This window comes from Mycobacterium cajalii, assembly GCF_045809005.2.
GTDB lineage: Bacteria > Actinomycetota > Actinomycetes > Mycobacteriales > Mycobacteriaceae > Mycobacterium.
The window spans coordinates 191,447-214,669 of record NZ_CM141436.1 but is presented as its reverse complement, the minus strand read 5'-3'; the positions used below and the strand labels follow the sequence as shown (position 1 = coordinate 214,669).

At 71.0% G+C, this 23,223-nt stretch carries 16 protein-coding genes; 10 read left to right on the top strand and 6 right to left on the bottom strand.

Annotation, left to right across the window (positions count from 1 at the left end; translation table 11 throughout):
* The first annotated feature begins 268 nt into the window (after nucleotides 1-268).
* Nucleotides 269-1,288 carry a zinc-dependent alcohol dehydrogenase family protein gene (locus tag ACJ512_RS01065; protein WP_407684971.1) on the top strand — a complete coding sequence of 340 codons (1,020 nt, stop codon included), beginning with the start codon at nucleotides 269-271 and terminating at the stop codon, nucleotides 1,286-1,288.
* Between the two features lie 15 nt (nucleotides 1,289-1,303).
* On the opposite strand, the gene ACJ512_RS01060 is transcribed toward ACJ512_RS01065, so the two are convergent.
* The 5 genes from ACJ512_RS01060 to ACJ512_RS01040 are packed head-to-tail and all read right to left on the bottom strand — an operon-like array spanning nucleotide 1,304 to nucleotide 7,524.
* Nucleotides 1,304-2,785: an AMP-binding protein gene (locus tag ACJ512_RS01060; protein WP_407684972.1), complete on the bottom strand. Its 1,482-nt coding sequence runs from the start codon at nucleotides 2,783-2,785 to the stop codon at nucleotides 1,304-1,306.
* Entirely contained in the window at nucleotides 2,770-3,552 is a 783-nt protein-coding gene (locus ACJ512_RS01055) for an SDR family NAD(P)-dependent oxidoreductase (RefSeq protein WP_407684973.1), read from the bottom strand. The genes ACJ512_RS01060 and ACJ512_RS01055 overlap by 16 nt, the downstream gene beginning before the upstream one ends.
* Nucleotides 3,545-5,143, bottom strand: a complete 1,599-nt coding sequence (locus ACJ512_RS01050; protein WP_407685011.1) for an AMP-binding protein — start codon at nucleotides 5,141-5,143, stop codon at nucleotides 3,545-3,547. The genes ACJ512_RS01055 and ACJ512_RS01050 overlap by 8 nt, the downstream gene beginning before the upstream one ends.
* A gap of 15 nt (nucleotides 5,144-5,158) precedes the next feature.
* Entirely contained in the window at nucleotides 5,159-5,908 is a 750-nt protein-coding gene (locus ACJ512_RS01045; protein ID WP_407684974.1) for a GntR family transcriptional regulator, read from the bottom strand.
* Nucleotides 5,908-7,524 (bottom strand): Vgb family protein, encoded by a 1,617-nt coding sequence (locus ACJ512_RS01040; RefSeq protein WP_407684975.1) that lies wholly within the window; start codon nucleotides 7,522-7,524, stop codon nucleotides 5,908-5,910. The genes ACJ512_RS01045 and ACJ512_RS01040 overlap by 1 nt, the downstream gene beginning before the upstream one ends.
* Before the next feature lie 233 nt (nucleotides 7,525-7,757).
* Here ACJ512_RS01040 and ACJ512_RS01035 point away from each other — a divergent pair, with 233 nt between their 5' ends.
* From ACJ512_RS01035 to ACJ512_RS01005, 7 genes are read left to right on the top strand one after another with little or no spacing between them, the layout of a single operon-like run.
* Nucleotides 7,758-8,603, top strand: coding sequence for an SDR family NAD(P)-dependent oxidoreductase (locus ACJ512_RS01035; protein WP_407684976.1), 846 nt, complete (start codon nucleotides 7,758-7,760; stop codon nucleotides 8,601-8,603).
* The gene (locus ACJ512_RS01030) at nucleotides 8,603-9,997 is read left to right on the top strand and encodes an aromatic ring-hydroxylating oxygenase subunit alpha (protein WP_407684977.1); all 1,395 of its coding nucleotides are present in this window, start codon (nucleotides 8,603-8,605) and stop codon (nucleotides 9,995-9,997) included. The genes ACJ512_RS01035 and ACJ512_RS01030 overlap by 1 nt, the downstream gene beginning before the upstream one ends.
* Nucleotides 9,994-11,856 (top strand): flavin-containing monooxygenase, encoded by a 1,863-nt coding sequence (locus ACJ512_RS01025; protein ID WP_407684978.1) that lies wholly within the window; start codon nucleotides 9,994-9,996, stop codon nucleotides 11,854-11,856. Before ACJ512_RS01030 ends, ACJ512_RS01025 begins: the two co-directional genes overlap by 4 nt.
* A complete protein-coding gene (locus tag ACJ512_RS01020) occupies nucleotides 11,849-12,787 on the top strand; it encodes an SDR family NAD(P)-dependent oxidoreductase (protein WP_407684979.1) in 939 nt (312 codons plus the stop codon). Before ACJ512_RS01025 ends, ACJ512_RS01020 begins: the two co-directional genes overlap by 8 nt.
* Before the next feature lie 16 nt (nucleotides 12,788-12,803).
* Nucleotides 12,804-13,997: a CaiB/BaiF CoA transferase family protein gene (locus ACJ512_RS01015; RefSeq protein WP_407685012.1), complete on the top strand. Its 1,194-nt coding sequence runs from the start codon at nucleotides 12,804-12,806 to the stop codon at nucleotides 13,995-13,997.
* 2 nt (nucleotides 13,998-13,999) lie between these two features.
* Nucleotides 14,000-15,706 (top strand): thiamine pyrophosphate-binding protein, encoded by a 1,707-nt coding sequence (locus ACJ512_RS01010; RefSeq protein WP_407684980.1) that lies wholly within the window; start codon nucleotides 14,000-14,002, stop codon nucleotides 15,704-15,706.
* Between the two features lie 28 nt (nucleotides 15,707-15,734).
* A complete protein-coding gene (locus ACJ512_RS01005; RefSeq protein ID WP_407684981.1) occupies nucleotides 15,735-17,171 on the top strand; it encodes an aldehyde dehydrogenase family protein in 1,437 nt (478 codons plus the stop codon).
* 22 nt (nucleotides 17,172-17,193) lie between these two features.
* Here the strand turns inward: ACJ512_RS01005 and ACJ512_RS01000 are convergent, their stop codons facing one another.
* Nucleotides 17,194-17,655: an SRPBCC family protein gene (locus ACJ512_RS01000; RefSeq protein WP_407684982.1), complete on the bottom strand. Its 462-nt coding sequence runs from the start codon at nucleotides 17,653-17,655 to the stop codon at nucleotides 17,194-17,196.
* A 117-nt stretch (nucleotides 17,656-17,772) separates the two neighbouring features.
* Here ACJ512_RS01000 and ACJ512_RS00995 point away from each other — a divergent pair, with 117 nt between their 5' ends.
* Both ACJ512_RS00995 and ACJ512_RS00990 read left to right on the top strand, forming a co-directional pair.
* On the top strand, nucleotides 17,773-17,997 hold the full coding sequence (locus ACJ512_RS00995; protein ID WP_407684983.1) for a hypothetical protein: 225 nt from the start codon (nucleotides 17,773-17,775) through the stop codon (nucleotides 17,995-17,997).
* 325 nt (nucleotides 17,998-18,322) lie between these two features.
* Complete coding sequence (locus tag ACJ512_RS00990) at nucleotides 18,323-23,215, top strand: cation-translocating P-type ATPase (RefSeq protein WP_407684984.1); 4,893 nt, start codon at nucleotides 18,323-18,325, stop codon at nucleotides 23,213-23,215.
* Nucleotides 23,216-23,223: the final 8 nt, after the last annotated feature.

The following is a 23,223-nucleotide window of genomic DNA, read 5'->3' as shown; positions in this document are numbered from 1 at the left end:
CCCGCCCGGCTCGGTGCTTTCTGCTAACGCGCCCTGCCCACGCTGCTGCCCGGCGCCATCGTTGATGCCGATACGTCGCTGCCCCTCCTCTAGATCGCAGCCAGCTTAAATTCGCCCCGCGGGGATTCCGGAGATGACACGCGCGGAGTCCGGGTCGCTTTTCCGGCAGCGGCCGCCTGCCGCCGTCGCGTCACCGCGCCGGGCGGCCGGCCGGCCCCCCGACTAGGGTCGAGACCAGACCGAGCGATCACTCAACGGGAGGCAATCGATGCGTGGTGTGGTGATGCATGCCCCGGGCGACGTGCGGGTCGAAGACCGCGACGACCCCCGGATCGTCCACCCGACGGACGCCATCATCCGGCTGTCGGCGACCTGCATCTGCGGCTCCGACCTGTGGCCCTACCGCGGTGAGGACGAGGTTCACGACGCCCCGATGGGCCACGAGTACGTGGGCGTCGTCGAGGAGGTCGGCAGCGAGGTGCGCACCGTCAAGCCGGGCCAGTTCGTGGTCGGGTCGTTCGTCGCGTCCGACAACACCTGCGAGATCTGCGCGGCCGGCTACCAGAGTCGCTGCGTGCAGGGCGAGCTGATGGGCAACATCGGCACACAGGCCCAGTACGCCCGCATCCCCCTGGCCGACGGCACGCTGGTGGCCACCCCCGGGACGCCGCCGGACACGCTGATCCCCAGCCTGCTGGCCGCCTCCGACGTGCTCGGGACCGGCTGGTTCGCCGCCGTCGCCGCCGACGCGGGCCCCGGCAGGATCGTCACCGTCGTCGGCGACGGGGCGGTCGGGCTGCTCGGGGTGCTGGCCGCGAAACAACTCGGCGCCGAGCGGATCATCGTGATGAGCCGCCACCGCGATCGCCAGGCGCTGGCCCGTGAATTCGGCGCGACCGACGTCGTGGAGGAACGCGGCGACGAGGGCGTCGCCCGGATCAAGGACCTCACCAACGGCCTCGGCGCCCACAGCGTCATCGAGGCGGTGGGCACCCAGCAGTCGATGACGCAGGCGATCTCGGCGACCCGGCCCGGCGGCCACGTCGGCTTCGTGGGCCTGTCCCACGACGTCAAGCTCCCCGGCGACGAGCTGTTCTTCTCCGCCGTGCACCTGCACGGCGGGCTCGCGCCGGTGCGCCGGTTCCTGCCCGAGCTGATCAGGCTGATCTGGAACGGCCAGATCGACCCGGGCAAGGTCTTCGACCTGAGCCTGCCGCTTGCCGAGGCCGCCGCGGGGTACCAGGCGATGGACGAGCGGCGCGCGGTCAAGGTCCTGCTCACCGTGTGACGGCCGCGGCGCCGGTCACCGCAGCGTCGCGCGCAGTTCGCGCTTGAGCACCTTGCCGTAGCTGTTCTTCGGCAACTCGTCGACGAATTCGTAGCGCTTGGGCCGTTTGAAGCGGGCGATGCGCCGCAGCAGATGCGCGTCCAACTCGGCGGGGTCGGCCGCGCCGACGATGAAGGCGACCACCACCTCACCCCACTCGGCGTCGGGTGCGCCCACCACGCACGCCTCCGACACCGCGGGGTGCTCGAGCAGCATCTCCTCCACCTCCCGCGGGTAGATGTTCGTTCCGCCGCTGATCACGACGTCCTTGGACCGGTCGCGCAGGGTGAGGTATCCGCGGGCGTCGAAGGCGCCCAGGTCGCCGGTGTAGAGCCAGCCGTCGCGCAGCGTGGCGCGGGTCGCGGCGGGGTCTTCCCAGTAGCCGGACATGACGGCGTCGCCGCGGCACACGATCTCCCCGACCTCACCGGCCGGCGCCGGCCGGCCGTCGGCGCGCAGCACCGCGACCTCCATGCCCGAGCGGGCATAGCCGACCGAGCCCAGCACGGCGTCGTCGCCGGATTCGTGGTCGGCGCGGCGCAGGCCGGTGATGGTCATCGGCGACTCGCCCTGCCCGTAGATCTGCGCGAAGACCGGCCCGAACGCCGCCATCGCCTCCTTCAGGGTCTCGACGTACATGGGCCCGCCGCCGTAGACGATCGTCGCCAGGTTGGCCGGGCGGGGGCGGCCCGTCCGGACCAGGCGCTGCACCATCGTCGGCGCCAGGAACACGCTGCAGGCGGGGTGGTGCTCGCACAGGTCGAGGAACTCGCCGGGATCGAACCCCTCGGACTCGGGCACCACCTGGCGGGCCGCGCGCAGCACGTACGGCACGACGTAGAGGCCCGAGCCGTGCGACATCGGTGCCGCGTGCACGAGGCTGCCGTTCTCGGTGGGGGCGTCGATGTCGGCCAGGTGCGCGACGGCCATCGCAGTCAGGTTGCGGTGCGACAGGATCGCGCCCTTGGACCGGCCGGTGGTTCCGCTGGTGTAGAACAGCCACGCCGGCGTCGACGGTTCGGTGTGCGGCGGTGCCACCGGGGCGGCCCCGAATCGGCGTGAATAGGCCTCGGAGCCAAGGGTTTCGACGGGCCTGCTGGTGACGGAGCCGAGTGCGGCGCCGATCTTGGGTGAGGCGAACACCTGCGACGCGCCGGCGTCGTCGAGGATCAGCGCCATCTCGCGCTCGTGCAGCTTGCAGTTGACCGGGACGACGACGCATCCGGCGGCCCAGGTGGCGAACATCAGCTCGACGACCTCCGGCCGGTTGTGGGCCGCGATCGCGACCCGGGCACCCGCGCCGTGCTGTTGGCGCAGCGACCCTGCCAGTCGTAATGCCCTGTCGCGCAACTCGGTCCACGTGCACACCCGGCGTTGGCCGTGATACACCGCCCCGCGGTCGGGGAACCGGTTCGCGGTCTGGTCGAGCACCGCGAAGAGGTTCACCGCCCGATCCACCGGGACGACAGCGCGAACTCCGACAGGTACTTGGTGGAACTCCAGCCGCCGTCGACGACGATGGTCTGCCCGTTGATGAAGCTTCCCGCCGGCGAGCACAGGAACGCGACGGTGCCGGCGATGTCGTCGATGCTGCCCAGGCGTTGATGCGGCGTCATCTCGACGTTGATCTTGCGAAAACGCTCGTCCTGCAGGCGTTTCTCGACCATCGGCGTCTGCGTCACACCGGGCGCGACGGCGTTGCAGCGGATGCCGGAGGCCCCGTACTGACAGGCGATGTGGGTGGTCAGCGCGGTCAGCCCGCCCTTGGCCGCCGAGTAGGCGCCGCCGCGCAGCCCGCCGACGACGGCGAACGTCGACGTGACGTTGATGATCGCCGATCCGGGGCCCATGTGGGGCAGCACGTCGCGCGCGAGCCGGAACGGGGCGCGCAGCATCAGCCCCAGGAAGTGGTCCAGTGTTTCGTCGTCGGTCTCGTGCAGCGGCTTCGGGCTGCCGACTCCGGCGTTGTTGACCAGGAAATCAACATGACCCCAACGGGACACGGCGAGGTCGACGATGCGGCGCGGCGCGTCGTCGCGGGTAAGGTCGACGGCGAGGGTCGCGACCCGCTCGGGATCGCCGACCGCGTCGGCCAGCGCGGCCAGCCGGGTCTCGTCGCGGCCGGTGCCGACGACCGCCATTCCCATTTCGGCCAGTTTCGTGGCACATCCGAAGCCGATCCCGCTGCTGGCTCCCGTGATGATCGCGACCTGCATCTCACCCATCCTGTGTGACCTCCGTCAAAGCCGCCCGAATCCGGTGCTTGAGGATCTTTCCGGCGTCGTTCTTCGGCAGGGCATCCCAGACGACCACCTGTTCGGGCGCCTTGAATTTCGCCACGCCCTTGCTCGCCAACAGCGCCAGCAGGCTCGCGACGTCCGGGGGCCCGGCGCCCGCCGCCACGATCACCGCGCAGGCCCGCTCGCCGGTGCGCTCGTCGGGCAGCCCGACGACCGCGATCTCGGCGATGCCGGGGTGGTCGGCGAGCAGGTCCTCGACCTCCTTGGCCGAGATGTTCTCGCCGTTGCGGATGATGACGTCCTTGGCGCGACCGGTCACGACGAGGTACCGGTCGTCGACCCAGCGCCCCAGATCACCGGTGCGGAAAAACCCTGCGCCGTCGAAGCAACCGGCCTCGTCCTCGGCGCAGCGGTACCCGAGCAGCATCTGCGGTCCGCGCACGCAGATCTCCCCCTCCCCGGCCGGGCCGACCGCGTGGGCGGCGAGCTCGACCTCGGCGATGCCTGGCCTGCCGTCGGTGGCCGCGGCGCGGTCGGCCTCGTCCCGCCGGGGCGCGCCGACCGTCGCGACGGGCACTTCCGTGCACCCGTACACCCGGGTGACCACCGCCCGATCGAAATAGCCCGCGGCGCGCCGGATCAGCGACGGTGCCACGGAGGCGCCGCCGCACACGAACACCTTCAGGGCGGGCAGCCGCGTGCCGGCGCGCTCGGCGGCGGACAGCAACTGCTGCAGAAACGGCGTGGCCCCGGCCATGTGGGTGCACCGCTCGGCGTCCATCAGCGCCACCGCCGCCGCCGGATCCCACCGGTCCATCAGCACCGCCGTCGTGCCCAGCAGCAGCGGGCATTCGAACGCATAGATCGAGCCGCCGATGTGGGCGATCGGTGACGGCACCAGGAACGAGTCGCCCGGGTCGATGCTCCAGTGGTCGCGGAGCTGGCAGATCAGCGCATGGATCGAATTATGGCTGTGCAGAACGCCTTTGGGCCGCCCGGTGGTACCGGAGGTGTAGAGTACCATGCGCACGGCGTCGGGATCGAGGTCCGGCAGCTCGGCAGCGCCGGTTCGTGACAGCGCCGCGAACGGCGTGTGGGCGCCGGCGTCGCCGCGCAGCACCACCACTTCGGGCGGTGCGCTCATCGCCGCGGTGACGCGGTCGAGCATCTCCGCGTAGTCGTGACCGCCGAAGCGGTGCGGCACGAAGACCAGCGCGGCGCCCGCGTCTTCGAGGATGAAGCGCAGCTCGTGGTCGCGCAGCGACGGCAGGATCGGGTTCACCACCATCCCGGCCAGCGTCGCGCCCAGGTAGACGACGGCGGCCTCGTGCCAGTTCGGCAGCATGAACGACACCACACTGCCCACCGGCGCGCGCTCCAGCAGGGCGGCCGCCAGCCCGGCGGCCCGTGCCTGCAGCGTGCCGCAGTCCACCCGTACGCCGTTGTCCACCAGGACCGTTCGGCCCGGTGAGGTGTCCGCGGCCGCGCGCAGCGCATCGGCGAGGGTGGTGTGCACCCACAGGCCGCGCCGGTAGGCGTCGGCCGCGCGGGCCGGGTCGCGGCGGGCGGGGGTGATCACCGTCGCCGCACCTCAGCCGGCCTGGCCGTCCACACGACGCATGGTGATCGCGTAGCGGAACTTCGACGACAGGTGGGTGTTGATCGTCACCTGGGCGACGTCCCCCTCGGAGGTCCGGTAGGTGCGCCGCATCTGCAGCGCCGCGGTGCCCGCCTCGACCCCGAGGCCGTCGGCCTGCTCGGGCGAGAGCAGCACCGCGGCGATCTCCTGGTGCAACTCGGCGACGCTCACCCCGAACAGGTCCTCGATCAGCGGAAAGATCGGCCCGGTGTGGCGCTGCAGCAGCCGGCCGACCGCGGCGAAGTCGCGGCTGATGTAGTACTCCGTGCGGCACAGGGGCGCCGACGCGCCGTCGGCCCGCCGGTAGCCGCGCACCGACAGCCACTGCGTGCCGGCGTCGAGCCCGGTCCGGGCGGCGAGGTCGTCGTCGATCGTCACCATGGCGTTGGACTCGATGCTCAGGTGCGCACCGGACGCGAACGCGAGCAGGTCGTCGATCGACATCGCGTCCTGCGCATAGGAACTCGACGCCGGCCGGGGAACGACGCGGGTGCCCGCCCGCGGCCGCGACGCCACCAGGTTGTCCTCACGCAACCGGCGTATGGCCTCGCGAACGGTGTAGCGGCTCACCGCGAACCGCTCACAGAGCTGGTGTTCGGTCGGCAGCTGCGAGCCCACCGGGTACACCCCGTCGACGATCTCCTTGCGCAGCGTGCGCGCGATCTGCAGGTAGCGGTGGTCGTTCGAGACGGCTTGCGGCATCAGCGGACGTCCCGGGACGGGCGCAGGGCCAGGATGCTGCCGTCGCCGTCGGCCGAGACGAACAGCGTGCCGTCGGCCGCGGCGGCGATGCCGGCGAACGGGCCCTGCGGTCCGGAGAACGGCGGCATGCCCTTGAGCGGCTTGGGTTCCACCCCGGCGGGAGGGCCGATCGGCAGCCCGGAGGCGAGGGTGCGGCGAACCCGGGTGTGCAGGTCGAACGCGATCACCTCCTTGCTTCCGGCGTCGACGATGTAGAGCACACCGTCGCGCACCGAAAGGCCTTGGGGGCGCTGAAGGTCGGCGACGACGGTGCCGGACCCGTTGGCCCGCACCACGCGTCCGGCGCCGGATTCCGCGACCAGGCACGCACCGTCCGGGTCGATCGCGACGCCGACCGGGTCACGCAGGCCGGCCGCCAGCACCTCGACGCGACCCGAGGCCGACGCCAGCACCCTTCCGGTGCCCAACTCGGCGAACACCACCGCGCCGGGGCCGAGCGCGACACCGTACAGCTGGTCGAAACCGTCGGCCAGCACCTCGGTTTCGCTGGCGGCGGGCCGGTAGCGGCTTACCTGACCGCCCGAGGTCGTCACCACGAACTCGCCCGGACCGCTCGCCACGACGCCGCGCACGAAGCCGGGGTAGCCGGGGCTGAACAGCATCCCCACCGTCTGCGGGGATCCGTCCGGCTGGACGACGTAGAAATACGTGCCGTCGGCGACATAGAGCCGCCCGTCGTGCCCGACGGTCAGGTCCAGCGGCCAGTTGAGCCCGCCGGGCAGCACCGTCCGCGTCGCGCCGTCCGGTGCGATCTCGGTGATCTCGCCGGTGAAGTTGGACGTCAGCACCTTCTCGCCGACCAGCGTGCAGTTGTCCAGGCCCGGGGTCAGCTGGGCCAGCAGCCGACGCTCGCCGGTGCGGGGATCGATGCGCAGCACCTGACCGCTGGCGACCTGCGTGGAGACGATCTGGCCCCGCGGGTCGAACTTCACCGCGTCGGGAACACCGAGGTCGGCCGCGACACATTGCGGTTCGCCACCCTCGGGATCGACGCGCCAGATCGCGTTGGCGCCCATCACTGGGAAGTACAGCAGCCCGTCCGGGCCCACCTCCATCGCGTTGGGCGACGGCACGTTCTCCAGCAGCACCCGCGGTGGCCCGCCGCGGAGGTCGAGTTCCAGCAGGCGACCGCCCTCGCGGCATTCTCCGACGAACAACCGGCCCCGATGGACGGTGATGCCGTTGGCCGACGGGATGTCGTCGCGCAGCACCCGGGTGCGGCCGGCGGTGCCGAGCATGCTGACCCGGCCGTCCATGACCTCGGTGGCGTAGAGGTTGCCGTCGGCGTCGAAGGCGACGTCGTCGGGCGCGACGATGTCGCCGCCCCTGGCGCTCACGGTCGCCAGTTGGCCGGTGCGGGGGTTCAGCGCGCTGATCTGGCTCCCGGTCACCTGCGCGATGTAGACACGGCCGTCCGGGCCGGTGCGCAGGCCGTTGGCGCCGAACAGGCGGCTGGCGGCGGTGACCCGCTCGAGTCGCCAGCCCTCCGCGACGCCGGCCGGGTGAGGTCCGGCATCGAGGGGGGCGTACCGCGATGGCTGCGCCGCGATGGTCATGGTCTCGCCGGGATCCTTTCCCTCGACCCGCAAATGCCTGTTCGGGCTGGACGCTATCAAGTCGTGCTAGTCCAGACAATAGCTGTCGCCGGCCCGCCGATCAGCCTTGACAGCGCAGTATCCCGATGGGAATAGTGTTCTCCAACGGGCAGAACCCAATATGTTGTCCGGACAAAATAGTTGAGCATCGCGTCGCGGGCGGTAACGGCGTCCGCGGCCGGGGAAAGCAGGTCATGGCGGATCTTCTCGGGCTCGACGGTCGCATCGTGGTGGTGTCCGGCGCCGGCGGCGGCGGCATCGGCACGACCGTCACGGAGCTCGCCGCCCGCGCGGGCGCAACCGTGATCGCGGTGAGCCGCTCGAAGGAAAACCTCGACGAGCACGTCGTCCCCCTGGCGCGCCACGGCCTGCCCGTCGTGCCCGTCGCGGCCGACGCGTCCACCGACGAGGGCATCGCCACCGCCATCGACCGGACGCGGGCCGCAGACGGCGACCTCTACGGTTTGGTCAACGTCGCCGGCGGCGCCGCTCCGTCGACGTGGATGCCGTCGACGCGGGTGGACCGCGGCGACTGGCGCAAGATCTTCACCGACAACCTCGAGACGGCGTTCTTCATGAGCCGCGCGGTGGCCGCCGAACTCGTCGCGCAGCAGCGGCCCGGGTCGATCGTGTCGATCTCCTCGATCAGCGGCATGAACACCGCGCCGTTTCACATCGCCTACGGCACCGCCAAGGCCGCCATCGCCGCGATGACCCGCACCATGGCGCTCGAGCTGGCCCAGGCGGGGATCCGGGTGAACGCGGTGGCGCCGGGCGTCACCGAGACCGCGGCCTCGCGCACCTACGTCGACGAGGACCCGGAGCGGGATCGGCAGGCGATCGCGATGGGCAGGCGCGGGCGGCCCGAGGAACAGGCCCGCGCGATCCTGTTCCTGCTTTCGGAGATGTCCAGCTACATCACCGGCCAGACGCTGCTCGTCGACGGCGGGCTCGACCTCAAATGGAGCCATCTGGGCGCCGACAACACCTCGCTGTTCCTCAAGGACGAGTCCTTCCGCGCCGCCATCAGGAGGATGTGATGACCGATCTCGCCAACAATACCGCTGCGGCCGAAGAACTTTCGCAGCCGATGACGATCGGCGTGGAGGCCTACGTCAGCGCGGACTACGCGCGCGCCGAGCGCGACAAGCTGTGGCGCAAGGTGTGGCAACAGGTCGGCCGCGTCGAGGAGATCCCCGACGTGGGCAGCTACCTGACCTACGACATCCTCGACGACTCGATCATCGTGGTGCGCACCGGGCCGAACGAATTCGCCGCCCACCACAACGTCTGCATGCACCGCGGTCGCCGGCTGATCGATACTCCCGAGGGCGCCAAGAACGCGTGCGGGCGCACCCGCAAATCGTTCGTCTGCGGTTTCCACGGCTGGACCTACGGCCTGGACGGGGCCTGCACGCACATCCGGGAACAAGACGACTGGAAGGGGGCCCTCACCCCCGACAACACCCGGCTGCGGCCGGTCCACGTCGACACCTGGGGCGGCTGGTTGTGGATCAACATGGACCCCGACTGCGAGCCGCTGGCCGACTACCTGTTCCCGGCCGCGAAGATCCTCGACCCGTTCGGGTGTGAGAACATGCGCTACAAGTGGCGCAGATGGCTCGAATTCGACTGCAACTGGAAGGTCGCGCTGGAGGCCTTCAACGAGACCTACCACGTCTTCACCACCCACCCCGAGTTCAACAAGTTCGGCGAGTTCAAGGGCTGGGCCAAGGCGCAGGGCAGGCACAGCAACATCGGCTACGACGCCCCCGACGACCTCGCGGCCACCAAGTCCAAGATCCGCCTCGGCACGGGCGCCGATCCCCGTGTCTCGACCGCCCAGATGCAGATCTACACGATGGAGGAGACCAACACCTCCACCACCGAGACGCTGGTGAACGCCGCCAAACGGTTGGTCGACGAGCTGCCCGAGGGCACACCGGCCGACAAGGTCCTCGAGCACTGGCTGGCGTCGGCGCGCCGCGACGACGAGGCCCGCGGCGTGATCTGGCCGACGATTCCGGCCGACATCCTCGGGCAGGCCGGCACCGCGTGGCAGGTCTTCCCGAACTTCCAGATCGGTCAGGGTCTGACGGTCGCGCTGTGCTACAGCGCGCGCCCGCACCCCGGCTACGACCCGAACAAATGCATCTTCGAGGTTTCGGTGTTCGAGTTGTACCCGAAAGGCGAAGAGCCGCAGACGCAGTGGCAGTACACTCCGCCCGACGACCCGCGGTGGCTGTCGGTGCTGCCGCAAGACTTCTCCAACATGGCCGCCGTGCAGCAGGGCATGAAGTCCCTCGGCTTCGGCGGCACCAAACCCAATCCCTACCGCGAACGCAGCACCGTGAACCTGCACTACCAATTGTCGAGGTACATGGGCACCGGTGCGCCCCAGGCCCTTTCCGACGAGGAGCGCCCACCGGCATGACCACTCCCGACAACCGGTGCGGCCCCACCCAGACGCCCGACGACATCGACATCGACGCGCTGCGCGAGAAATACCGGCACGAGCGCGACAAGCGGCTGCGCCCGGAGGGCTCGAAGCAGTATCTCGAACTCAAGGACGACTACGCGGAATTCGCCGAGGTGGATCCCCACACTCCGGTGACGCCGCGCATGCCGATCGACGAGAACATCGAGGTGGCCGTCCTCGGCGGCGGCTTCAGCGGGCTGCTGGCCGGCGCGTATCTGAAGAAGGCAGGCGTCGATGACGTGCACGTCATCGAGATGGGCGGGGACTTCGGCGGGGTCTGGTACTGGAATCGCTTCCCGGGAATCCAGTGTGACAACGACGCCTACTGCTACATCCCGATGTTGGAAGAACTCGACTACATCCCGTCGAAGAAGTTCGCCGACGGGTCCGAGATCTACGAGCACTGCCGTCGCATCGCAAAGCATTTCGGGCTCTATGACGGCGCGATCCTGTCGACCCAGGTTCGCACGGCGCGATGGGATGAGCGGATGAAGCGCTGGCGTCTGAGCACCAACCGCGGTGACGACATTCGGGCCCGGTTCGTGGTGATGGCGCAGGGCTCGTTCAACCGGCCGAAACTGCCCGGCATTCCCGGCATCAAAGACTTCAAGGGACACATGTTCCATTCCGCGCGCTGGGATTACGCCTACACGGGCGGGGATGCCAACGGCGGACTGCACAAGCTGGGTGACAAGCGGGTCGCGCTCGTCGGTACCGGGGCGACCGGCGTGCAGCTGGTTCCCCACCTGGGGCGAGACTCCCGGCACCTCTATGTTTTTCAGCGCACGCCGTCATCGGTGGACCTACGCGGCAACGAGCCGACGGATCCGCAGTGGGCGGCTGCCCTGCGGCCGGGCTGGCAGGAGGAACGCAAGCGCAATTTTCACCGCTGGTCACCGTTGGGTGACGGGGTGGTGTTCGACGAGCCGGACATGGTCTGCGACTTCTGGACCGAACTGGGGCGCAACCTGACCGCGCGGGTAGCGGCTGCCGACGATCCCGCAGCCCTGACCGTCGAGCAGATCATGGCGATGCGCGAAGAGGAGGATTACAAGGTGATGGAGCGGCTGCGGCGACGCGTCGCCGCCGTCGTCGAGGACCCGGAGACCGCCGAGGCGCTCAAACCGTACTACCGGTTCATGTGCAAGCGGCCCTGCAGCAACGACGAATACCTGCCGACGTTCAACCGCCCGAACGTCACCCTGGTCGACGTGTCGGAATCCAGAGGCGTGGAACGGCTCACCGAGAACGGGATCGTCGCGGGCGGCATCGAGTACCCGGTCGATTGCATCATCTTCGCGAGCGGTTTCGAGATCACCACCGATATCAGTCGCCGGTACGCGGTCGAGGTGATCGAGGGCCGCGGGGGCCTGTCGCTCTTCGAGCACTGGCGCGACAGCTACAAATCACTGCATGGGATGACCAGCCGGGGCTTCCCCAACCAGTTCTTCACCGGCTTCATCCAGGGCGGCGTCGCGGGCAACACCACCGCGATGCTCGAGCAGCAGGCCGAACACATCGCCTACATCATCGCCCAGGCGGTGGCGCGCCGCGCGAGTACCGTCGAGCCGAGCCGGGAAGCCCAGGACAACTGGACCAAGACGATCCGCGAAACCTCGATAGACGGAACGGAATTCGCGATTTCCTGCACGCCCGGCTATTACAACAACGAGGGCGGCGGTGGCGGCGAGGGCATCCGCTCGGCCATCGGCGATCCCTACATGCCGGGCTTCTACGCGTTCGACGACCTGCTCAGGGAATGGCGCGCCAAGGGCGACTTGGACGGTCTGGTGCTCGAGAACGCAGATGACTGACTTGAGATCCTTGGACTTCGAGGGCAGGGTGGCGGTCGTCACCGGGGGCGGTCGCGGGCTCGGCCGCTCCTACGCGATGTTGCTCGCGTCGCGAGGCGCGAAGGTTGTCGTCAACGATCCCGGGGGCAGCCTCACCGGTGACGGCGCCGACGCCGCTCCGGCCGACGAGGTGGTGCGTGAGATCCGCGCCGCCGGCGGTCAGGCGGTCGCCAGCACCGACTCGGTGGCCACCGCCGCCGGCGGCAAGGCGATCGTGGACGCGGCGCTCGACACCTACGGCCGCCTCGACATCCTGGTGCACAACGCCGGCAACGTCCGTCGCGGCTCGCTGAAGGAGCTGAGCTACGAAGACTTCGACGCCGTGCTCGACGTGCATCTGCGCGGCGCGTTCCACGTGGTGCGGCCGGCGTTTCCCCGCATGTGCGACGCCGGGTACGGACGGATCGTGCTCACCTCGTCGATCGGCGGCCTGTACGGCAACCACGGGGTGGCCAACTACGCGGCCGCCAAGGCCGGGGTGGTCGGGCTGTCCAGCGTCGCGGCGCTCGAGGGCGCCGCGCAGGGCGTCACGTCCAACGTGATCGTCCCGGCCGCGGTGACCCGGATGGCCGCCGGCATCGACGTCTCGGCCTACCCGCCGATGGACCCCGAACTCGTTGCGCCCGTGGTGGGTTGGCTCGCGCACGAATCGTGCTCGGTCAGCGGCGAGATCTTCGTCGCCCTGGCGGGCCGGGTGGCGCGCGCGGTGATCGCCGAAACCCCGGGCGTGTACCGCCCGTCGTGGACGGTCGAGGACGTCGGCGAGCATCTGGAAGCGATCCGGCGCGCGGAGGCGCCGCTGATCTTCCCGGTCCTGCCCGACGGCCACGGCGACCACATCCGCTACAGCTTCGACCTGGCGCACCGCGGTCAGGGGGCGTTGCATGCCTAGCCCGCCGGCGGGCCCGCTGGCCGGGGTGCGGGTGATCGACCTGACCGCCATGGTGATGGGCCCCTACTGCACCCAGATCATGGCCGACATGGGTGCCGACGTGATCAAAGTCGAACCGCCCCAAGGGGACGACACCCGCTACGTCTCGGTCGGCCCGGCGCCGGGCATGAGCGGGGTGTTCGTCAACGTCAACCGCGGCAAGCGCGGCATCGTGCTGGACCTGCAGACCGTAGACGGAGCGCGCGCGCTGCGGTTGCTCCTGGAGACCGCGGACGTGTTCATCCACTCCATGCGCGCCAAGGCGATCGCCCGGCTCGGCTTCGGCTACGACGACGTCGCCGCGATCAACCCGGCGATCGTCTACACCAACTGCTACGGGTACGGCCGTCGCGGACCCGACCGGGACCGGCCCGCCTACGACGACACGATCCAGGCCGAATGCGGCCTGCCGGCGGTGCAGCAGCAACTGACCGGAGAGGCCGACTACGTGGGAACGATCATGGCCGACAAGGTCGCCGGCCTGACCGCGCTGTACGCGACGACGATGGCGTTGTTCCACCGCGAGCGCACCGGGGAGGGCCAGGAGGTCGAGGTCGCCATGTTCGAGACGATGGCCTCGTTCATGCTCGTCGAACACGCCAACGGTGCGCTGTTCGACCCGCCGCTGGGGCCCGCGGTGTATCCGCGCACCGTGGCGCCCAACCGCCGTCCGTACCGCACCAGCGACGGCCACATCGCCGCCCTGATCTACAACGACAAGCACTGGAACGCGTTCGTCGACGCCGTGCGGCCGCCGTGGGCCGGTGAGCGCTACGCCACGCTGGAACAGCGCGCACGCGAGATCGACGCCGTCTACGGCCTGCTGGCCGAGACGATGAAGGAGCGCACGACCGGGGAGTGGCTGACGCTGTTCCGCGAGCTCGAGATCCCCGCGGCGCCGCTGAACACCCCCGGTGCGCTGTACGACAACCCGCACCTCAACGCCGTCGGCATGTTCGAGACCGTGCAGACCCCGCACGGGCCGGTGCGATTCCCGGGCGTGCCGGCCTGGTTCTCCCGGACACCGGGCCGCGTGGCGGGGCCCGCGCCGGAGCTCGGTGCCGACACCGAGGAAGTGCTCGCCGAAATCGGCGCGAGCAGTCGCAGAATCGCACGAAACTCGTCGCCACAGCGCGATTCTGCGTCTGCTCGCCAGGGAAAGGAGTTGTGACCATGGGTGTGCCCGTCTACCAGCGCATCCTCGACCTCTTCGAGGCCGAGGGCGTCAACACATTGTTCGGAATCCCGGACCCGAACTTCGTGCACATGTTCGCCGAGGCCGACTCCCGCGGGTGGTCGGTGGTCGCACCGCACCACGAACTGAGCGCGGGCTTCATGGCCGAGGCGGCATCGCGAATGACGGGCAGGCCCGGCCTGTGCGTCGGCACGCTCGGCCCGGGAATGGCCAACATCGCGGGGGCGATCCAGTGCGCGAAGGTGGAGAACTCGCCGGTGATCTTCCTCGGCGGTCAGCGGGCCCGCATCACCGAGCGCCGGGTCCGGCGCGGTCGCATCCAATTCGTCCGGCAGGAACCGCTCTTCGCGCCGTCGGTCAAGTACAGCGCCTCCATCGAGTACGCCGACCAGACCGACGAGATCGTTCACGAGGCGATCCGCCGGGCCATGTCGGGCACACCCGGTCCGGCCTACATCGAGTACCCCTCGCACGTCATCCTCGAAGAGCTCGACGTGCCGGATCCGCTGCCGCCGCAGCGGTACCGCCTCGTCGACCAGACCGCCGGTGAGCGCGAGGTGGCTGAGGCGGCCAAGCTGATCCGGACTGCGCAGAGCCCGATCCTGCTGGTCGGGCACGGGGTCCACACGTCACGCACCGGTGCGGCGGTCCGGGAGCTGGCCGACCTGATGGCCTGCCCGGTGATCCAGACCTCCGGTGGCACGTCGTTCATCGACGGTCTGCAGGACCGCACCTTCGCCTACGGATTCTCGCCGGCGGCCGTCGAGGCGGTGGTGACCTCCGACCTGTGCGTCGCGCTCGGCACGGAGCTCGGCGAACCGAGCCACTACGGCAGGACCCGCCACTGGGCGCAGAACGACGCGAAGCGCAAATGGATTCTGGTCGAACAGGATCCAGCGGCCATCGGGGTCAACCGGCCCATCGACGTTCCCCTGGTCGGCGACCTTCGCGGTGTGGTGCCCCAGCTGGTCGACGCGCTGCGGGACAGCCCGCGCACGCCGTCGGCCGACCTGGACCGCTGGATCAACCAGGACGCGGCGGAGCTGGCGCAGCTCGCCGAGAGCGCCCCGACGGGCCGGACGCCGATCCACCCGGCGCGGTTCATCGTCGAGGCCACCAACGCATTTCCCAAAGACGGCATCATGGTCCGCGACGGCGGCGCGACCGTGATCTTCGGCTGGACCTACTCGCAGGCCAAGCCGCGCGACGTCATCTGGAACCAGAACTTCGGCCATCTCGGCACCGGGTTGCCCTATGCGGTCGGTGCGTCGGTCGCCGAGGGCGGCAAGCGTCCGGTGATGCTGCTGACCAGCGATTCGGCGTTCCTCTTCCACATCGCCGAGTTGGAAACGGCGGCGCGGCTGCATCTTCCGCTGGTGTGCGTGGTGGGTGTCGACCACCAGTGGGGTCTGGAGGTCGGGGTCTACAAGCGCACGTTCACCCAGCCGTCGCCGCAGCCGGGTGTGCACTGGAGCAAGGACGTCCGCCTCGACAAGGTCGCCGAGGGGTTCGGCTGCCACGGCGAGTACGTGGAGAAGGAGGAGGAGATCGGCCCGGCGATCGAGCGGGCGTACGCGAGCGGCAAGACCGCCGTCGTCCACGTCTGCATCGACCCCAAGGCCAATTCCGAGGAGATGCCCAAGTACGACGAATTCCGCACCTGGTACGCCGAAGGCACCCAGTAGGAGCACCCAGTAGGACGAGGAGGATCTGATGCGCGAATACCTGGATTTCTACATCGACGGCCGGTGGGTCGGACCGGTGCGGCCCAACCCGTTCGACGTCGAGAACCCGGCGACCGAGCGGGTCGCCGGGAAGATCTCGCTCGGCTCGGCCGCCGACGTGGACGTGGCGGTCACCGCGGCCCGTCGCGCCTTCGCCGGCTGGTCGCAGACCAGTCGGCAGCAGCGCCTCGAGCTGCTGGAGGCCATCCTCGCCGAATACCAAATGCGTGCGGGCGATCTCGCCGACGCGGTCACCGAGGAGATCGGCGCACCGCCGTCGCTGGCGGCGGGTCCGCAGGTCGGGCTCGGGCTCGCGCACCTGGCCACCGCCATCGACGTGCTGAAGAACTTCCCGTTCTCCGAACAACACGGCGCCACGCTGCTGGCCCGGGAGCCCATCGGCGTCTGCGGGCTGATCACGCCGTGGAACTGGCCGCTCAACCAGATCGCGGTCAAGGTGTACCCGGCGTTGGCGACGGGCTGCACGATGGTCCTCAAACCGTCGGAGGTCGCGCCGTTCTCGGCCCGCGTCTTCGCCGAGATCCTGGATGCCGCCGGCGTGCCGGCCGGGGTGTTCAACCTGGTCAACGGCGACGGGCCGGGCGTGGGCATGGCGCTGGCCGGCCATCCCGACATCGACATGGTGTCCTTCACCGGGTCGACGCGCGCCGGCGTCGAGGTCGCCAAGGCCGCCGCCCCCACGGTCAAGCGGGTGACCCAGGAGCTCGGCGGCAAGAGCCCCAACATCGTGCTCGACGACGCGGGCTTCGCCGACGGCGTGCGCGCCGGGGTGGCCAACATGATGCCCAATTCCGGGCAGAGCTGTAACGCGCCGTCGCGCATGCTGGTGCCGAACTCGCGCATGGACGAGGCCGTCGCCATCGCGCGCGAGACCGCCGAGCAGGTGCGGGTAGGCGACCCCGACGACAAGACCGCGATCGGGCCCGTGGCGTCGCGGGCGCAGTTCGACAAGGTGCAGCGGCTGATCCAGACCGGCGTCGACGAGGGCGCGACGGTCGTCGCCGGCGGCCCCGGCCGGCCCGACGGCCTCGGCGCGGGCTACTACGTGCGGCCCACCGTCTTCGCGGGCGTCACCAACGACATGACGATCGCCCGCGAGGAGATCTTCGGTCCGGTGCTGTGCATGCTCGGCTACGACGACCTCGACCACGCCGTCGCGCTGGCCAACGACACCGACTACGGCCTGGCCGGCTACGTCTCGGGGGCCGACCTCGACAAGGCGCGCGCCGTGGCGCGCAAGATCCGGGCAGGGTGGGTGACCATCAACCACGCCTTCGACCTGAATGCGCCGTTCGGCGGCTACAAGCGCAGCGGCAACGGCCGGGAGTGGAGCTCGTTCGGGTTCCACGAGTACCTGGAGGTCAAGAGCATCCTGGGCTACGCGCCCGACAAATCCGCCCGGTAGGCCTGGCGAGAACGGCTGTTGCTCAAGCGGATTCGAAGTGGCGCCGGATGCCGGCCAGCATCGCGGTGTGCGCTTTGACCGCTTCGCGCGTCGTCACCGGGGCCAGCGGCCGCGGCGCCGTGATGCGGATGTGCTCGGTAAGCCGGGTGCCGCCGGCGGCCGGCGCGAAGCTCACCGTTCCCCGCAGCCGGACCCCCGGGGACTGGTCGGCCTCGGTCCGCACGTCGCCGTGGGCCGGCACGTGCAGCGTCGCCCGGTAGGTGATCCGCAACGTCAACGGCCCCAGCGGGATCCGATCGACCACGCGATAGCCCTGGCGGTAGCCGTCGGGGGTGTCGACGCGGGGCCCGGCCGCCACGGACACGATCAACGGATGCACCACCTTGATGTTGTCCAGGTCGACGTAGAAGTCGTGGACCCGATCCGGCGCGGCGGGCACCTGTTCGGACAGCGTCCGCTCGGCATGGGCGAACCACCAACTCATGGGTGACAACCTAGCCCGACGCGGACGCCCGGCAAGCGCGAAGGCCGCCGCGCCGCGAAGGTTCGCGCCGACGCCGGCATATTCCCTCACCCGAGGAATTGACCTAACGTGTCATGGATGGAGCCAGACGGAACTCCGGAGTCGGTACCGGTCGAGAAATTGCACTCGGGCGACCCGATCATCGATTGTGGTCAGCGTTACATCGTTCTCGAATCCAAAGCCCTCGGCGACAGTTGCGTGGTCCTCGAGCTGGAGTCCAGGGTGGACCATCACCTGCAGGTCATCGAGAAGACCTTCCCGGCGGGCTACCAGGTCGGACGCTCGAACCACCGGTATCTGTAGGCCCGATTTCCCGGGCCGGGCAGCGGCGGGCCGCATTGCTCGCACCCACTCCGTTCCCTTTGACGCCCAAAACATTTCAGGACACGATCGCGCCATCGGGGCCGGCCCGTCGCCCGCCGCGCGCCCGTGCTCCACGTTTCGCCCTCCGGCGAACCCGGTACGATTTACGGCAGTGAAGCGATTCGACACGCCGGTAACCGCGCGATTTCCCGGGCCGCCGCGTTTTCCCTTGTCATCGCTCGGCCTTGGTACCGCGCACCTGTGGACAGGCTCCCGGCACGCCAGGACCATTAGGCGCGGTAGACGTGATCGATAGGGTGACGGAATGAGGATTCCCGGTGTGGCCGGCGTCATCGCCGGTGTGACCGGCGGTGCCGCGGAGGTCCTCCGAGCCGGCGTATCCACCGCAGCCGGCGCCGTGGGCGCGGTGCAGATGCTGACCAGTCCGGTCACCGAGCTGGCCGGTCCCGTGATGCAGTCGATGGCGCAGACGACGGGCCGGGCGATCGGCATCGGCAGTGCCTCCTCCAACGGTTCGGCGAACCACGTCATGCCGCAGGTGCGCTGGCAGAGCGGGCGGCGGGTGCACCTGGACCTCGACCCGCTGCTGCCGTTCCCCAGCTGGCACGAGCATGCGCCGGTCGTCGAGGAGCCGGTGCGCCGGATTCCCGGCGTGGCCACGGCCCACGTGGAGGGGGCCCTGGGCCGGCTGGTGGTCGAACTGGACGGCGAGGCCGACTGCGACGCGGTCCTGGGCGAGGTGCGCCGGACGGTCTCCCGGGTGGCCGAGGACCTGGCACTGGCCGGGGCGCGCCCGGCCACCCGCACCGCACCGTTCGCCGACCCGGGCAACCCGCTGGCGATCCTGGTGCCGCTGACGGCCGCGGCGATGGACGTCGCGGCGATCGGCGCCGCGGTCACCGGCTGGGTGGGCCGGCTGCCCGTCGCGCCGCGCAGCGCGCGCGCGGCGTCGGCCCTGCTGAACCATCAGCCGAGGATCGTCTCGGTCCTGGAGTCGCGGCTGGGCCGGGTCGGCACCGACGTGCTGCTCAGCGCCTCGGCGGCGGTCTCCAACGGGCTGACCCAGGCGATCGGCACACCGATGCTCGACCTGGCGCAGCGCAGCCTGCAGATCTCCGAGGCGGCGGCGCACCGGCAACGATGGCGCGAGCGCGAACCGGAGCTCGCCTCGCCGCGGCGGCCGCAGGCCCCGGTGGTGCCCGTCATCTCGTCGGCCGGGCCCAAATCGCAGGCCCTGCGGCACAACTCGGCGGCCGCGGCGGCCGGTGAGGCGTCCCACGTCATGGTCGGCGGGGCCGTCCATGCCGCCATCGACACCGCGAAGGGGTCGATGGCCGGGCCCGTGGAGGAGTACGCCGACCAGGCCGCCAACGCGTCGCTGATCGCCGCGGCCACCGCGTTGCTGGCCGGCGGCGGCACCGAGGACGCCGCCGGCGCCCTGCTGGCCGGGGTACCCAGAGCCGCCCACATGGGCCGCCAGACGTTCGCCGCGGTGCTGGGCCGCGGCCTGGCCAACGCCGGGCAGCTGATCCTGGACCCCGGGGCCCTGCGCCGGCTGGACCGGGTCAAGGTGGTCGTCATCGACGGGGCGGCCCTGCGCGGCGACCACCGCGCGGTGTTGCGCGCGCACGGGGACATGCCCGGCTGGGACGACGACCGGGTCTATGAGGTTGCCGACGCGCTGCTGCACGCCGAGCAACCGCCCGAGCCCGACGCCGACGAGTTGCCGGCCACCGGGGCGCGCCTGCGCCGGGTGCCCGCGCAGGGCCCGTCGGCGGCGCCGGCCCAGGGCCTCGAGCACGCCGATCTCGTCGTCGACGGCGAGGTCGTGGGCAGCGTCGACGTGGGCTGGGAGGTCGATCCCTTCGCGATCCCGCTGCTGCAGACCGCACACCGCACCGGCGCCCGGGTGGTGCTGCGCCACGTCGCGGGCACCGAGGACCTCGCGGCCAGCGTCGCGGTGACCCACCCGCCGGGCACGCCGTTGCTGCAGCTGGTGCGCGACCTGCGGACCGACCGCGGGCCGGTGTTGCTGATCACCGCGCTGCACCCCGACTTCGCCTCGACCGACACGCTGGCGGCGCTGGCCGTCGCCGACGTCGGTGTCGCGCTCGACGATCCCCACGCCGCGACGCCGTGGACCGCCGACATCATCACGGGCACCGATCTGGCCGCGGCGGTGCGAATCCTGTCCGCGTTGCCGGTCGCCCGGGAGGCCACCGAGTCGTCGGTGCGCCTCGCCAAGGGCGGCAGCACGCTGGCCGGGCTGCTGCTGGTGACCGGCGACCCGGGGGCCACCGCGAACCCCCTGGCCCTGCAGCGCTGGCTCAACCCGGTCAACGCAGCCGCTGCGGCCGCGCTGGTGCAGGGGGCGTTCTCGGCCACCCGCGTGCTGCGCCAGCCCGTGCCCACCCCCCAGCCGCTGACCGCCTGGCACGCACTGGATCCCGAGATCGTCTACTCCCGCCTGTCCAGCCGCACCCGGCCGCTGGCCGTCGAGCCGGGCATCGCGCCGTGGCAACGCGTCCTGGACGACCTGTCCTACAACCCGGCGCTGGCGCCGCTGCGGGCGCCGGCGGCCCAGCTGGGACGGCTGCTGTCCGCCACCCGGGCCGAGCTCGCCGACCCACTGACACCGATCCTGGCGGTGGGGGCGGCGGCCTCGGCGATCGTCGGCAGCAACATCGACGCGCTGCTGGTGGCGGGCGTGATGACCGCCAACGCGATCGTCGGTGGGATGCAACGGTTGCGGGCCGAGGCGGCCGTGGCCGAGCTGTTCGCCGAGCAGGACCAACTCGCGCGCCGCGTCGTCCTTCCCACCATGGCGACCTCGCAGCGGCGGCTCGAGGCGGCCCGCTCCGCGCCGCGCACGGCCACGGTGAGCGCCAAGTCGCTGCGCCCGGGCGACGTCATCGACCTGGTGGCGCCGGAGGTGGTGCCGGCCGACGCGCGCCTGCTGGTGGCCGAGGACCTCGAGGTCGACGAGTCCTTCCTCACCGGTGAGTCGCTGCCGGTCGACAAGCAGGTCGATCCCGTCGCCGTCACCGACCCCGACCGCGCCAGCATGCTGTTCGAGGGCAGCACCATCGTCGCCGGGCGCGCGCGGGCGATCGTGGTCGCCACCGGCGCCGGCACCGCGGCGCAACGCGCGATCTCGGCCATCGCCGACGTCGAGTCGGCGGCCGGGGTGCAGGCGCGGTTGCGGGAGTTGACCAGCAAGGTGCTGCCGCTGACGCTGGCCGGCGGCGCGGCGGTGACGGGTTTGGCGTTGGTGCACAAGGGATCGCTGCGTCAGGCCGTCGCCGACGGCGTCGCGATCGCGGTGGCCGCGGTCCCCGAGGGCCTGCCGCTGGTGGCCACCCTCGCCCAGCTGGCCGCCGCCCAGCGGTTGTCCCGGCGCGGGGCGCTGGTGCGCACCCCGCGCGCGGTCGAGGCGCTGGGCCGGGTCCAGACGGTGTGCTTCGACAAGACCGGCACGCTCACCGAGAACCATCTGCGGGTGGTGCGCAGCGTCCCCCACGAAACCGCCGTCGACGCCGAGCTGCCCGCGGCGACGGACCCGCGGGCGGCGGCAGTGCTGCGTGCGGCCGCACGCAGCAGCACCCAGCCGCAGAACGGGCAGGGGCACGCGCACGCCACCGACGAGGCCATCCTCACCGCGGCGAATTCCCTGAACGGGCAAGGCGATTCGGGGTGGACGCTGCTCGCCGAGGTGCCGTTCGAGTCCAGCCGCGGCTATGCCGCCGCGATCGGCACCGCCGGAGCCGGCGAGGTGCCGACGCTCGTGGTCAAGGGCGCCCCCGAGGAGATCCTGCCGCGCTGCCGCTTCGCCGACGCCGACGCCGGCCGCGAGCACGCCGAGGCCCTGGTGCTGCGCCTGGCCGAGCAGGGTCTGCGCGTGCTGGCGGTGGCGCAGCGCCGTTGGGAGCACGGGCTTGCCGAGGACGACACCGACGCCGACGCGGTCGACGCCGCCGCCCGCGACCTCGAGATGGTCGGCTACGTCGGCCTGGCCGACACCGCGCGCGAATCCGCGCGGCCGTTGATCGAGGCGCTGATCGCCGCCCGCCGCCGGGTGGTGCTGATCACCGGTGACCATCCGGTGACCGCGCGGGCGATCGCCCGCCAGCTGGGGCTGCCGTCGGACGCGCGGGAGATCACCGGCGCCGAACTCGCCGCCCTCGACGAGGAGGCCAGGGCCAAGGTCGCCGCCGACGTGCAGGTCTTCGCCCGCGTCAGCCCCGAACAGAAGGTGCAGATCGTGTCGGCGCTGCAGGCGTGCGGGCAGGTCACCGCGATGGTCGGTGACGGCGCCAACGACGCCGCCGCCATCCGGATGGCCGATGTGGGCATCGGGGTGAGCGGGCGGGGGTCCTCGGCCGCCCGCGGGGCCGCCGACATCGTGCTGACCGAGAGCGACCTGGGCGTGTTGCTCGACGCGCTGGTCGAGGGGCGCGGCATGTGGGGCGGCGTCCGGGACGCGGTGGGCATCCTGGTCGGCGGCAACGTGGGCGAGGTCCTGTTCACCATCATCGGCACGGCGCTGGGTACCGGCCGGGCGCCGGTGGGCACCCGGCAGCTGTTGCTGGTCAACCTGCTCACCGACATGTTCCCCGCGCTCGCGGTGGCCGTCACCCCGCAATACCCGCAGCCCGACGAGACCGACGAAGCGGCCGGCACCGTGGCCGACGCCGACGCCGAAGAACTGCATCGCGCCTTCCAGCGGGCCGCCCTCGCGGGGCCGGCGCCGTCGCTCGACGCGCCGCTGCTGCGCCAGATCGTCACCCGCGGCGCCGTGACCGCCGCCGGTGCGACGGCGGCCTGGGGCATCGGGCGCTACACCTTCGGCACCGAAAAACGCACGGCCACAATGGGTTTGACCGCACTGGTGACGACGCAGCTGGCGCAGACCCTGTTGACGCGCCGCCACAGTCCGCTGGTGCTGGGCACGGCGCTGGGCAGCGCGGGCGTGCTGGTGGCCATCGTGCAGACCCCCGGCGTCAGCCACTTCTTCGGGTGCACCCCGCTGGGACCGGTGGCCTGGAGCGGTGTCATCGGCGCCACGGCCGGCGCGACCGCCGTCTCGGTGCTGGCACCCAACTGGCTGGCCAGGCGGGTCGCGGCCCTGGAGCCCAAGGCCGCCGAGATCGCCGCGCAGATTCCCGGCGTCTGGAACGGCGGCCCGAAGCCCGAATAGGGGCAATC